At 54.1% G+C, this 13,211-nt stretch carries 10 protein-coding genes and 1 pseudogene; 2 read left to right on the top strand and 9 right to left on the bottom strand.

What is annotated here, in order from left to right; all coding sequences use genetic code 11:
* Window positions 1-608: SpoVR family protein (locus JOE21_RS14065; protein ID WP_309867445.1), on the bottom strand; the 608-nt coding region annotated here is incomplete at its 3' end.
* 149 nt (window positions 609-757) lie between these two features.
* The gene (locus JOE21_RS14060) at window positions 758-1,729 is read right to left on the bottom strand and encodes an MBL fold metallo-hydrolase (RefSeq protein ID WP_309867441.1); all 972 of its coding nucleotides are present in this window, start codon (window positions 1,727-1,729) and stop codon (window positions 758-760) included.
* A gap of 307 nt (window positions 1,730-2,036) precedes the next feature.
* Here JOE21_RS14060 and JOE21_RS14055 point away from each other — a divergent pair, with 307 nt between their 5' ends.
* Together JOE21_RS14055 and fni are read left to right on the top strand one after the other, a co-directional pair.
* Entirely contained in the window at window positions 2,037-2,714 is a 678-nt protein-coding gene (locus JOE21_RS14055; protein WP_309867439.1) for a lysophospholipid acyltransferase family protein, read from the top strand.
* Between the two features lie 165 nt (window positions 2,715-2,879).
* Window positions 2,880-3,920 (top strand): type 2 isopentenyl-diphosphate Delta-isomerase, encoded by a 1,041-nt coding sequence (gene fni / locus JOE21_RS14050; protein WP_309867437.1) that lies wholly within the window; start codon window positions 2,880-2,882, stop codon window positions 3,918-3,920.
* Window positions 3,921-3,982: 62 nt separating this feature from the next.
* Here fni and JOE21_RS14045 read toward each other — a convergent pair whose 3' ends face one another.
* From JOE21_RS14045 to JOE21_RS17815, 7 genes and pseudogenes are all read right to left on the bottom strand, one after another.
* Window positions 3,983-6,697 carry a S8 family serine peptidase gene (locus JOE21_RS14045; protein WP_309867435.1) on the bottom strand — a complete coding sequence of 905 codons (2,715 nt, stop codon included), beginning with the start codon at window positions 6,695-6,697 and terminating at the stop codon, window positions 3,983-3,985.
* A 370-nt stretch (window positions 6,698-7,067) separates the two neighbouring features.
* A complete protein-coding gene (locus tag JOE21_RS14040; protein WP_309867434.1) occupies window positions 7,068-7,838 on the bottom strand; it encodes an ABC transporter permease in 771 nt (256 codons plus the stop codon).
* Between the two features lie 16 nt (window positions 7,839-7,854).
* Window positions 7,855-8,682 carry an ABC transporter permease gene (locus JOE21_RS14035; RefSeq protein WP_309867431.1) on the bottom strand — a complete coding sequence of 276 codons (828 nt, stop codon included), beginning with the start codon at window positions 8,680-8,682 and terminating at the stop codon, window positions 7,855-7,857.
* A gap of 230 nt (window positions 8,683-8,912) precedes the next feature.
* Window positions 8,913-9,593, bottom strand: a pseudogene (locus tag JOE21_RS14030) (ABC transporter ATP-binding protein); the annotation flags it as partial.
* Between the two features lie 128 nt (window positions 9,594-9,721).
* Window positions 9,722-11,596 (bottom strand): FtsX-like permease family protein, encoded by a 1,875-nt coding sequence (locus JOE21_RS14025; RefSeq protein WP_309867429.1) that lies wholly within the window; start codon window positions 11,594-11,596, stop codon window positions 9,722-9,724.
* Window positions 11,568-12,344 (bottom strand): ABC transporter ATP-binding protein, encoded by a 777-nt coding sequence (locus tag JOE21_RS14020; RefSeq protein WP_309867427.1) that lies wholly within the window; start codon window positions 12,342-12,344, stop codon window positions 11,568-11,570. Before JOE21_RS14020 ends, JOE21_RS14025 begins: the two co-directional genes overlap by 29 nt.
* 20 nt (window positions 12,345-12,364) lie before the next feature.
* Window positions 12,365-12,589, bottom strand: a complete 225-nt coding sequence (locus tag JOE21_RS17815; protein WP_374709381.1) for an ATP-binding protein — start codon at window positions 12,587-12,589, stop codon at window positions 12,365-12,367.
* Window positions 12,590-13,211 lie beyond the last annotated feature (622 nt).

Raw genomic sequence — 13,211 nt, 5'->3', positions numbered from 1 at the left:
TGGTCGCTTTCCGCTTCCCCCCAATCATCCAGCTTCCACAAGTCCTCATAGGGAGTGGCTTGTCGACGAGTTGGATGCTTTTCTTCTTTCTTCTGTATCCGTGGTTTTTGGATCAGGCTGGGGTCCACATGTTCCTGAATCGCCAACACATGATCCAAAAATTGCTCTACCTTTTTCTTTCCATATTCCAGCTCATATTGGCGAATCCGTTCCGCACTGGCGGCCATACTCTCCACCATGTCCCGGGACGTATTGGAAAAGCGGGCGTTGTTTTTGAAAAAATCACAGTGAGCCAATACGTGGGCGGCAATCAGTTTATTTTGGATCAGGCTGTTTCCTTTCAATAAAAAGGCGTAACAGGGGTTGGAATTGATCACCAATTCATAGATGCGACTCAGGTTTAAGTCGTACTGCATTTTCATCCGATGAAACGCCTTGCCAAAACTCCAATGAGAAAAACGGGTCGGCATGCCATAAGCGCCGAAGGTGTAGATGATATCGGCAGGGCATATTTCGTATCGCATCGGATAAAAATCGAGACCGAAACCTTTGGCCACTTCCGTGATCTCCGCAATCGAACGCTCCAACTCTTTCCGCTCGTCGGCCATATTGCCTCTCCCCCTCCCAAAACCATCTTATCCTAGCATACGCCGCTCTCCTTGCCGGGTTGTCGGGAAAAGCCCCTTTTTCACGGCACAAAAAAAGCATCGGGGGTAAATCCCAGATGCCCGACAAACAGATAAGTATTCAACTTTGACTACCCTTGTAGCTGAAGCTCTTTTTCTATTCCGTCCGGACCATGGGATTCCGTGAGTTGCCAGACCTCACCTTGTTCCCGGATAACGATGCGATCCTCCTTCGGACCGGCGGCCGCTACCAACCGCCGGAGCGGTTCGTCCACCGGCTCCTGCGACAAAACAAATGTATTCCAATGAATGGGAACCACATGACGGGCACCCGCTTCCTGGGCCATCTGCCAAGCCTGCTCCGGGGTGCAATGGGAGCGCTGAAACGAATCAGGAGCGTACGCCCCGATGGGCACCAGCATCAAGTCGAGCGGACCAAATAAACGTAACTGTTTTAACTTCGGGGTATAGGCCGTATCGCCGGGGAAAGCGATTCGGCGGCCGTCTTTCTCGATCAGATAACCGGTGTACCCATAATCGTTGTTCCAGGGGTAGCGATTTCCCCAATGCCGGACGGGAAAAGCGGTAACGGTAAGACCGGCCCCCAAGTCGACCGATTCGTTTTCATCCAGTTCGATCACTTCTCCGAAGGGGTAAGACCGAAGCAACCCCTTCGTCCCTCTCGGCATCACCACTCGGGTTTCCGGACGGGCCAGCGTACGCAGGGAAGGAAGATCCAGATGATCCATATGAGCGTGGGAAAGCAAAATCAGATCCACCTCCCCCACGCTCTTTCCATCTAAGGCCGGAGGTGTAAAGCGCTTGGGTCCAAGCGTCCACCGGGGGAGCAGTTGAATCCCCACCCTTTCGCTAAACACCGGGTCGGTCAGGATCCGGATCCCCTTTACATTCAGATACACGGTAGCGTGTCCCACCCATGTAACCGTGATCGCATCATCCCGAAATCCCGTCACATCCGGATGATTTCGGATTTCTCGCCAATCCGGGTGAGGCAGCTTCCGCCGATAGGACCAGATAAGCCATGTCAGCCCCCCTATCATGAACAGCAGACTTACGCCAACCATAATCATCAAACCAAGCATCCCGTCTTTTCCTCCTGTTCTTTCGCCCATGCATTCCCCATCGGACGAAAAACATTCCAATCCCTTTTATATTAACCACTTGATCCCGATCCCCACAATCATCCTGCATTAATCACACCTAATCTTCACAACCCGTTCAACAATCCTATCCCTTTGACCAGATCACCGTACTCCCAGGAAATGATCCCGTGAAATGATAAGATTCGGTGGACAGAAAAGGGATTTTGATGCGATTATATAGAATGGAGATTTTACCCACTCTTTATGGATATCTGTTCGTCATCTGCCGCTCAAGGGGAGATCGAAATTGATTCAACCCACCGTCAATCCAAAGTTGCAAAAGTGGTTTAACTGTTACATCCGGTGGTTTTTATTGCGGCGTTATTTTGCGTTCATCGGACGGATCGGATCGATTGATGTGGAACCGGACGTCCCCGTTCTGTACATGATGAACCATAGCTCATGGTGGGACCGTACCCTCGTCTGCCACGCCATTCAACAGGAAAAGAGCGGTACCCACTATCTGATGATGGATGATCCGGCAATCAAGAGCCTTCCCTTCTTACGCAAACTTGGAACGTTTCCCATGGGTTTAACTTCGTCCACCGGGGAATCCATTCAGTACGCGGTCCAATCCCTTCGACAGGGAAAGCGGGTTTGGCTATTTCCACAAGGAGAGATTCAGCACCTGGATCAACGTCCCTTGGTATTTCAATCGAAAGTGGGGTCCATCCTGCAAGAGTGTCCCCAAACCCGTGTGATGCCTGTCACCTTACAGTATCACTGGGGGTTGAGCCGAAAGCAGGAAGCCACCTTCTGGTTTGGTGATCTGTTGGGATTGGAGTGGTCCACCCTGACTCAGCGGGAAATTGTTCGATACCTGGAGGTGCGATTGGAAAAGCAATTGGACGAACACAAATCCCTAATCTTGTCACAACCGGTCGGAACACGGAAGGGATTCGTCCCCATACAAAAAGGTAAGTAATGAGAAACCGGGAATGATTGTACACAAAGGATAACCTGCACAGGAAATGGGGAACGTCAGACAAAAGAATACTGTAAGATTTAATTCGACCATAACTGGAACCGAAGAAGAAATCACCTGAGAACAGTCTGATGAGATGACAAGCCTGCTGAAAGGAAACCAACCATGCCTAACCACAAACAAGCAACGGACAAACGAAAAGCGGAGCACATCGATATCGTCCTAAACCGTGACGTGGAAGGAAAATCCATTACGACCGGCCTGGAGCGCTACCGTTTTCGACACCAAGCCCTGCCGGAGGTGGATTTTGATGATATCGACCTATCCACCTCCTTTTTAGGACACCACTTGAAAGCACCATTTCTGGTGAGCTCCATGACAGGCGGAACCGAAGAAGCGGGCCAGATCAACCGAAACCTGGCCCAAGCGGCGGAAGCTCGTGGCTGGGCCCTGGGATTGGGCTCCGGCCGTGCTGCCGTGGAACACCCGGAGTTAGCCCGCACCTTCGATGTACGCTCCCATGCTCCCACCATCCCCATCCTGGCCAACCTGGGTGCCGTTCAGCTTAATTACGGCTACGGAATCGCCGAATGCCAACGAGTGGTGGAATTGACCCAAGCCGATGCCCTCATCCTGCATCTCAACAGTATGCAAGAGGTGTTCCAACCGGAAGGGAACACCCGTTTTTCGCGGCTGCTGGAGAAGATCGAAGCGATCTGCAGCAAATTGGAAGTCCCGGTAGGTGTCAAGGAAGTCGGAATGGGAATCGACGGCGATACCGCCTGCCGACTGTGGGACGCAGGGGCCGCTTTCATCGATGTAGCCGGGGCAGGCGGCACATCCTGGATTCAAGTGGAGAAATACCGCTCCCCCGACCCTCTCGTACGCCAAGCGGCGGAAGCTTTCCGGGACTGGGGGCTCCCCACCGCCGCCTGCATCCGGGAAGCCCGTACCCTCAAACGCGACACTCCCCTGATCGCCAGCGGCGGCCTTCTTGACGGTGTCGATGGAGCCAAATGCCTCGCATTGGGGGCCAACCTGGCCGGTTTCGGCCGTTCGCTCCTCCACGCCGCCGTCCAACCCACTCCGGAAGCAATCAGTCGACAGCTGGAACAAATTGAATGGGAATGTAAAACCGCGATGTTTGGAATTGGGGTTACCGATATGAAAGGATTGCAGGAAACGGAACGGTTAGTGGAAATCTGAAAATAAAAGGGATCCCCATCCGTCCAGCTTGAACGGATGGGGATGGGTTTCGAGCGATATGACTACTTCGGCACGGTAACCGTAATCGTTTTTTGCGTTTCGTTCCCCGCCGCGTCGGTTACCTTCAGGACGATGTCATGTTTTCCGGGTTTTAGGGCCTCCTCCGGAAACTCGTACTCAAATGACAGTTCCTCTTCCCACTCATAGAAATTCATCACAGGGATGGACGTCCACGTTTGATGACGCTTCCCTTTCTTTTTCCAGCTCATTTCCACTGGAGCGGCACCTTCACCGTACCACTTGATCAGGTCCATGATTTCTTCCCGCAGGACCAGATCCTGAATCGTTCCGCTGATGACCGGTTTGTTGAACTTTTTCTTAATGGTAAGATTCGGCGGTTCCCGGTCCAGCACGGCGGGAAAGAAGGTCGATTCCTCCCTGTCGCGGTTTTGGACCCCGATATTTACCCAATAGAGGCTATCGGAAACCGTTTTTTTCTTGTGGTCTGTTCCATCCCAGAGGACGCTGGTCAAACCGGCATCGGGATGGTCCTCACTACGGAGCAGGTGTTGTTTCCCCTCCGGACTCAGCTCCACCGCATACAGATCCAAGGATTCCGGCTGCACCGGCAGATAATAGGAGATCAACGCCGTATCCTGTTTTCCGTCCCCATTGGGGGAAAACAGCATCGGGCTGATGGAAAACCCATTCACCAGCGGGTATCCCTTCGGGTCCACCAGCACCGTAAAGGGAAGACGCATCGATTTTTTGCCGTCCTTCAAGGTGAGAACTCCGCTGTAAGTTCCCCGTTTCAGACTGGTGTCCACTTTCATGGTGATAGGCAGTTCCGCAGAACGGTTTGCGTTCACCGTGAACCGGTTTGGAACTTCCACTTGGATTTTGCTTTTCCCTTTTTCCAGTGACACGTGGGTCCGGTAGGTCTTTTTCTTGTTGCTTACATTTTTCACTTCTGCGGTACGGCTTATTTCCGCCACACCGGAGTTGGGCTGCAGCAACCCGAAACTCAGGTTGGAGGGGACGATCAGCGTTTCCGCTTGGATGGCCTTCGGAATCTGAATCATCCCGGCCCCTTGGGTCAGAACGGGATAGCGCTTGTTATCCACATTCTTTAAAGGCTGAGCATGGTTGGCCAGAGAAGCTTTTACGTCCCTTGGTTTCCAGTTGGGATGCTTTTGCTTGATCAGCGCGGCAGCTCCAGCTACATGAGGAGCGGCCATACTGGTCCCGGATCCGGCCATATGGCCCCCGCCGGGAATGGTACTCACAATGTCAACCCCAGGTGCCACCACATCGGGTTTTATCTCCCAGGAACCAGCCACAGGACCTTCGGAGCTGAACCCGGCCATAAACGTACCCGCAATCCCATCCAGGTTCACCCGGGTGGTGCCGTTTTTCAGCTGTTCTTTCATGTAAAGACCGTTTTCGTGAGTCGTCAGTGCCAGCGGAGCAAGCGGGGATATCTCCTCCCGCATGCCCTTCAGCCAGCCATTCTCTTTGTCGTCATAGATGATCAAGGCTGCTGCACCGGCCGCTTTGGCGTTGCGAGCCTTGATTGCCATCTCCACACTGCCCCACTGGGCCAAAGCCACTTTCCCTTTGGCATTTACTTTACGAAAATCGGAAGCGCTGCCGAAGCGAACGTCCACCATTTCCCATTCACCCTTGGGAAAAGCGGGTGTTTGCGTCAAGTGTTTCAATACAATGGATTTGTCTTCCCCCTGAAAAGTCAGCCGGGGATGCTCCATCTCTTTGGTAGAGGCACCGACGGAAATGGCTTCCCGGGAGGTTGCCGGCGTACCCACCGTCCATTCGCCGGGGCCGTCGTTGCCGTTGGCCACCACCGGCAACGATCCGGCCATCGCGGCTACATCCATCGCCCATGCCATGGGGTCTTCCGGTGAGTTGATCGGAGCACCCAGGGAGAGGTTCATGATATCGGCACCATCGCGAACCGCCTGTTCCACGCCCGCCAGGACATCGTCGGTCGTGCCGAAACCGAATTCATCCAACACCCGGTAGGCCAGGATGGACGCATCCGGCGCCACCCCTTTAATCTCGCCGTCCGCCGCAATGGTCCCCGCTACATGGGTTCCGTGTCCCTCCTCGTCCATGGGATCGTCGTCATCATTGACGAAGTCATATCCCCCGATCACTTTCCCTTTCAAGTCAGGATGCTCTCCATCCACACCCGTATCGATCACGGCCACGCGGACGCCTTTCCCGGTGACAGCCCGTCCTTGACGGTCTTTCATCTTCCAGACGTCGGGAGCCCCCACTTGCGGACCGCTCTCATTCATCGTTTTGTGGTACTTCACCACCGGATAGATTCGCTTTACATTCGGCATCTCCGCCAGCTTTTTCACGTCCTGGCCTTCCAGGGAGACCGCCGCTCCGGCAAAAACGGTATCATACTTTTGTTCCACCTTGGCTTTTGGGATTGCCTTTTCCACTTGCCGGACCCAATCCCGTTGTTCCTGTTGCAACTGCTTGCGATACCCTTTTTTCTTCCCTTTCGCCTTCGCCGGGGTCGATTCCACCACAGCAACAGGAGGAGCCGTCATTTCCACGATGACTGTGGATCGCTTCCCTTTACGGGTGTCCACCCCTTTGACGATCTTGGCTTCCACCACCTGCTTTTTGACTGTTTCCGGTTTTACCTGATTCTCCTTTGCCGCATCGACAGGCACCTGGAATGATGTGCCCATCCCCGCCAATACCAACAACGCACTAAGCGCAATCGACCAAAATCTCTTCACCGGTTTCCCTCCATCGAAATGTAATTTAACACGGTCTAACATTTCGATCTTTTTCCTCTATTCCCTCTATTTTCATTGTAAATATTTGTAGAACATTCACACTCTATCTGTCATCTTTTTCTTTTTTTAGCAGAAAACAAAACCCGGTTCGACACGTATGACTGCTGTCAAGATCAACCAAAAAAGATGGCGGATCATATCCGCCATCAGGTTGCTGATAAACCTTTTATGAAAGGAAGAGAGGACCGATTTTCGGTGTAGCGCCCTTTGACCGACTGGCCGCGGAGCCGATTCAGAGAAAGCGGAACGAACTGCCCTTCGTCGATGAAAGGGAAAGAGGCGAAAGACGGAAATTCGAGCACCGGGCTCCCTACGTCCAATCTTTTTTCCTCCAACTCCACCAGCCCAAAGCATATAACATAACTCCCGGCATTCCCACCCAAACCAGGATCTCTTCCCATGCCTGATGAGCCAACAACCGAAAGGTCTCTTGTGCGGGAAAGAGATAGATGACAGACTGATCCGACACATACAGAGAGCCTACCAAAACCACGATATAGCTGATAAAGGCGACCACCGGATTGGGAGACCAAACTCCGATCAAGGTGCACAAACCCATCAATGTAAGCAACACGAGAAACAAGACCCCGAAAAAAGCGGCATGATAGAAAAATGCCTCCCCGACGCCATAGGAATCCCCTCCCTCGAAGTAGAAAGTGGTCTGGTTCACGGCAGGGAGTGTCAGCCATCCGTATACAGACCCGGCCCCGTAGGCGATCAGCAAAAGGGTTAGAATCCATCCGCACTGGGTGATCCATTTTGCCAGGAGCAAGGAACCCCGTTTCTGCGGGCGTAGTAATACCAAACGGTAAGCGCCGGATGCCGTCTCTCCGTTGAAACTGTCCACCATCAGCATCGGAACAAAGATGAATACCAGCAATAGGGAAAGCTCCCGCATGAGGAAAAGCGGAAAGTTAAGCGTGTGAAGAGAAGTGGTTTCATCCAGAGTGTAAAAGCCGATTCCAAACTGGGAAACGAACCATGCGACACTTAGAGCAAGCACAGGAAACAACACCGCAATCCAGCGCGTCTTTTTTCGCGCCCAAATCCGTTCCCACTCACTGACTACCAAATTATTCATCAGCCTCCTCTCCCCTTTAGTCCCAATGCTCGCGCCGGGCGGCCGCAATACCGTTTCCCACTGCTGTAAATAAGATCACCCCTGTCAACACGCCGATAATGATTCCGTTAAATGAATTCGGTTCTCCCAACAGCAGGGCGATACCCATATGTTGAACCTGTGTGAGAGAGAGGAAGTCCCAAACCGGATTGATCGGCGGGTCCAATCCAATAGAAAAACGGGCCAACACTTCCGGGTAGGCAAACGATGCCAACAGAAACCCGACCCCTGCCCCCATGGCTCCCGTCAAGGTCTTCGCATGAAGGGCGATTGCCATCCATATCCCTCCCATCGCCATCAGCGTGAGAAACGCCAACACATAATACCCACATACATACCCAATCGCACCCGCCACCGGTACGGGATTTTCGTAGTAAAACAATCGCGGCTCTTCTGGTACGGAAAACATCACCCCTCCCACCAGCGCACCGGTAAATCCGTACGCAAACAGGAACAGTGCCATCGTCCCCATGATTACCACCCATTTTGCCCCGATGATGTGGGCAAAAGAGACCGGACGCAACAAGATCATACGCAGCTGGCCGTTTCGCCACTCCTGAGTAATCGAAAGGACGCACCACATCAACAGGAGTACATTCATCACGACGATCAACATCTCCACCAACGCCAACACCGGAAAATTAAAAGCGGTGGCGTATTCGGGATCCGTAACCGGCAATACCACATTCCTCCCTGTCGCATAGCGGGCAGAAACGACTACCAACAGCGGGATCAGCAAAAATGGAATCCAGGTGGTTTTCCGCAGCCACTGCCGCTCCCATTCACTCTGAATCAACGCCATCATGGGGCCATCATCTCGATAAATACTTCTTCCAAACGGCGTTCCCGCTTCTCCAATCCCAACACCAAAATCCCCTCTGCCTGTAAACGCCGGTTTACCGCTTCCGCCTCTTCTTCATTCATCTCCACCTGAAACGTATCCGCTCCCACCCTGTTCCCCAACAACCCGTTGGGAAGAGCTTCCAGCGCTCTTTCCACCTCCGTTACCCGGTACACCCACATGGGAGGGCCATGCAGTTCATCCGTCCGCCCTTTCCACACCAGAGATCCTTGGCGAATCATCACCAACCGATCACACACTTGCTGAATCTCGTCCAGAAGATGGCTGGAGATCAGAAAGGTGAGCCCGCGCTCCTTGCGCAGCTGCAAAATCTGTTTCCGTAAAAATTGCATGCCCATGGGGTCAAGACCATTTGCCGGTTCATCCAGAATGACGATCCGCGGCTCTCCTAGCAGTGCCTGAGCGATCCCCAACCTTTGCTTCATCCCCAATGAATAAGTGGAAATACGATCATTCGCCCGGTCGGACAACCCAACCTGCTCCAGCGCTTCTTCCACCCGGGACCGGCGTGCCTTAGAACTAAGCTCAGGATGTAGTCGGGCCAGGTTGACCAAAGCTTGCCGACCCGTCAAATAAGAGAAAAAGATAGGCGACTCCACGATCGCCCCGATCTGCGAGAGTGCCTGTACACGATCATTCCGCACCGAATGGCCGGCTATTCGCACATCCCCTTCCGTCGGCTTGATCAGCCCGGCCATTATGCGGATCAAGGTGGTCTTCCCCGCACCGTTGGGACCGAGAAACCCGCAAATATCCCCTTCTTCCACCTCAAATGAAACTTGATTTACCAATGCTCGGCTACGCACCCGTTTCACCACACGATCCACTTCCAACGCCATGGTCCGCTTTCCCATCGTTATCGCCTCCTTCCTCCTCCAGTCTAGCGGGCAGTCTGAAAGTCTCCTATCGATAAAGCTTACAATCCCGCCGGCAACCTTACAGTTTTGCAAGGGTAAGCAAATAAAAAACGCCCTCCTGGGCGTCAGCCTGCCATCCTTTCTCCTTCCTCTCGCTTTTCTTCCACCCACCAGACGAATTTCCCCCACAGATACAGATACAACAGCCACCACAGACCTGTTTGAAGTAAAAAGACGAGTGTCACCGTTGCGACGGTTACACCGGGAAACAGTGAATCAAAAAATCGGTTAATGAGCCATACATATCCGCCTGTCAACAGCCATGGCAACGTAAATAGCAATCTCACTTCCCATTGGATAATCCGCCAGCGCTGTTTGCCGGTCACTCCCCACTCTCCCAGCAGTCGCCAGCGCTCCGGTTCCCGCATCACCCCTTGACGCAGACGAAAGGTTAGCAGAGTGGCGGAAGCCAAGAAGAACAAAAGACTCAAGAACAGACTGAGAAACATCATCGGCGCAGACGCCTGGCGTATACTTTCCCTTCCCTGTACCGGCGTATCCGCCAGCTGGCCCTCTTTCTGCCATTGGCTTTCCAATCGTTCCACGGCGCCAGCGCTCTTCTTCCATGGGGATGCCTGCCAACCGTATATCCAACGCCGCTCCTTTCGAAATTGCTCCCACGCCTCTCGAAAATCCGACTCCGCCATCACCAGCAGCCATTCCGTCCGGGGATGTTGATTGAACACGCGGACATCCGACCTCTGGATCACATCCAGATTCCACGATTCTGCTCCCACGTGCACGGAGATCGTATCCTCTACTCCCGTTTTGGGTTCTCCTTCAAAGGGAAACACATGCACCCCTTCTCCCGGCCGCACTTGAAACGGTTCATGACTCCAGAGGCGTAACAGGCGGTTGAAATCCCGGGACGACACCAACGTGTAATCGATCTCCCCTATCGTAGCCGTCAACATCGGCAGCGACATTTTTTGTTGCACCGACAGCCCTTCATCGGCCAACACACGTTCCACTTCCTGTGCCGGTTCTTTCCCGGCCGCTCCCACCACCTGTATCGTCCAGGGATTTTGTTGCCTAGCCATTTGGTCGGCCTGTCCCCAAAAGACGAAACAGACACTTCCCATTCCCACTGCCGCTGCCATCATCCATGCAACCAGTGTCAACAGCCGGGCATCCCGGGGCCAATCGTGGCGCAAACGGGGAAGCAGCAACCAAAAGGATGGGTTCCGAAGTAGAAAGGGCCGTACGCGAACCCGCTCCAACATCCAGGCTCCGCCATAACGCAGCAGCCCGTACCCCCCGAGTACCGCGGACAATACAATCACGGGCAAACGTGGAATCCACTCCGTCCAGGTTTGTATGTCCGTCCACCACCCCAGCCCTCCCACACAAACCAAGGAGATAACCACTCCCACCCCGTGTGGGATTCGTATCCGAAAGAAACGCTTCAAAGGAGTCCGATCCCGGATCAGACGCCGCCGCACCCGCCACGTCGCCCCGGCGAACAACAATGCGAACATCGCCGTCGTCCATAGGGCAGCGTTCCAGGAAAGATGGATCGACAGCGTTTCCGGTAGAAACAAGACAAAGGAAATTCCCACATAAAACAGAGGAGTCAACAGGACTCCTCCAGCCATTCCAGCCAGGATCGATCCCCCGGCCAAAAACCCGTTTTCCCACAGCAGGATGCGGGTAAAGTCGCCCGCTCCCATCCCCAACGCACGCAACAGTTCCCATTCTTCCTTCCGTTCTCGGTAAAAACGATGATGGGATAAGCCAATAAAGCCGGCTGCAAAGACAATCAGCAGAAAAAGCGCTGTGATAAAAAAAGCCTGGTGGTGATCTGAAACCAGCTCCGGATGAAGCAATATCTGTAGACAGAGAAAAAACAGAGCCACGGCAAGAGTGCAACTGAATAGATAAGCCGTCAGGTCCCGTCGGTGATGACGCACATTACGAAAGGCCCATTCCTTCCAAGTCAAGGCGCTCTCCTCCCATCGCGGAAACCACGGTCAGGATCCGCCGTAAAAAGTCCTGCCGATCCTCTCCGCGCCGAATCTCGGTCATCAGAGTGCCGTCCCGGATAAACAACACTCGTTCACAACGGCTGGCCGCCACCGGATCATGGGTGACCATTAGAATCGCGCTGCCGTATTCTTGGCGCAAGGTATCCATCGCCGAGAGCAACGCGCGGGACGCCTTGGAATCCAAGTTGCCCGTCGGTTCATCCGCTAACACGAGATCCGGGCGGTGAATCATGGCGCGAATGGCGGCCGCCCGCTGTTTCTCCCCGCCGGAAGCGTGACGGGGATAGCGATGCCACCCGTTCTCTAAACCCAAGGCGGCTGCCATCGCATCGCTTCGTTCCTGCATCACCGACGGATCTTCCCCTGCCAGCACCAAGGGCAGCCACGTGTTTTCCCGCAGGGTTAACGCTTCCAACAGCCGAAAGTCTTGGAAGATGAAACCCAAGTGACAGCGTCGAAAATGAGCACGCTCCTCAGGGGACAGAGCCGTCAACTCCCGCCCCCGAAACCACAGCTCCCCCGATGTGGGAAGATCCAGCGTGCCCAGCATCCGGAGAAGGGACGTCTTCCCGCTCCCCGACGGACCCATGACGCCTACCCATTCGCCGGGATGGATGGACAGGTGAAACCCGTTCACCGCCCGCTGCGGCGGCATCCCCCCCTCACCCCCGTATATCTTCGTAAGGAGCCTTGCTTCCAACATGATTTCTCTCCTCTCCTGTCTCACCCATTTAGATCCGCCCTTCGATAGGTCACACGGACGCTCGTCCCGCCCTCGGGAGGGGATTGGATTTGAATCTCGTGACCGAGCGCGTCCACTACCTGTTTGACGAGATAGAGCCCCATCCCGGTGGCTTGGGCAAAGCGACGGCCGTTCTCCCCTGTGAAAAACGGGTCGAACACCCGAGGTAAATCCTGCGGGGGAATCCCCGGGCCTTCGTCCCGGATGGTGAAATGAAGCGCCTCTCCCTCCTTTTGCAGAGAGAGGTGGAGATGTTGGAAGATTCACGGTGCTGCGAGACGTACTTGATCGCATTGTTGAACAATTGGTCCAACACAAAACGATTCCATTTGGAATCCGTATACACCTCCCATGAGCCATCATCTTCTCCCTCCCACCGCGGAAAGAGTCGATGCCGAATCCATTGACGTTTTCGCTCCCCCACCATTCGGTTTACTTCCGCTTTTAAATCGACCCGATCCAGATGAAAGTCGAGGGCAAACTCATCCAGACGGGCCATATGAAGAACCATCTCCAATCCTTGGTCCAGCTTATCCAGTTCTTCTTCCATCTCCGCTCGATATGCGGCGGCATCCGGATGTTGAGCGAGCAGAGAGAGGGCGGACACCGGCGTTTTCATCTGATGCACCCACTGGTTCATAAAATCCAGGTGCCGTTGCTTCTCCGCCTGGGCACGGTGGTGTTCCGCCAAGCGGGCGCGTTCCAGCTGGCGCACGGCATCCCGGATCTGACGCTGAATATAGAGCGGCCCCGTCGGGACCGTGCTCTCCCGCCCCTCAGCCAGGCATTGCAAGGAACGCTCCACCGGCCGCCATCGCAACCAATCCG

The organism is Desmospora profundinema, from assembly GCF_031454155.1.
GTDB classification, from domain to species: domain Bacteria; phylum Bacillota; class Bacilli; order Thermoactinomycetales; family DSM-45169; genus Desmospora; species Desmospora profundinema.
Note: the sequence above shows the minus strand (reverse complement) of the source record. Positions and strands in the feature narration are given on the sequence as shown.

What these genes read in the sequence shown, in the direction of transcription:
- JOE21_RS14060 (WP_309867441.1), bottom strand. Translation starts at nt 1,729, where the DNA reads ATGCTTGGTTTGATGATTATGGTTGGCGTAAGTCTGCTGTTCATGATA.
- fni (WP_309867437.1), top strand. Translation starts at nt 2,880, where the DNA reads ATGCCTAACCACAAACAAGCAACGGACAAACGAAAAGCGGAGCACATC.
- JOE21_RS14040 (WP_309867434.1), bottom strand. Translation starts at nt 7,838, where the DNA reads ATGAATAATTTGGTAGTCAGTGAGTGGGAACGGATTTGGGCGCGAAAA.
- JOE21_RS14035 (WP_309867431.1), bottom strand. Translation starts at nt 8,682, where the DNA reads ATGATGGCGTTGATTCAGAGTGAATGGGAGCGGCAGTGGCTGCGGAAA.
- JOE21_RS14020 (WP_309867427.1), bottom strand. Translation starts at nt 12,344, where the DNA reads ATGTTGGAAGCAAGGCTCCTTACGAAGATATACGGGGGTGAGGGGGGG.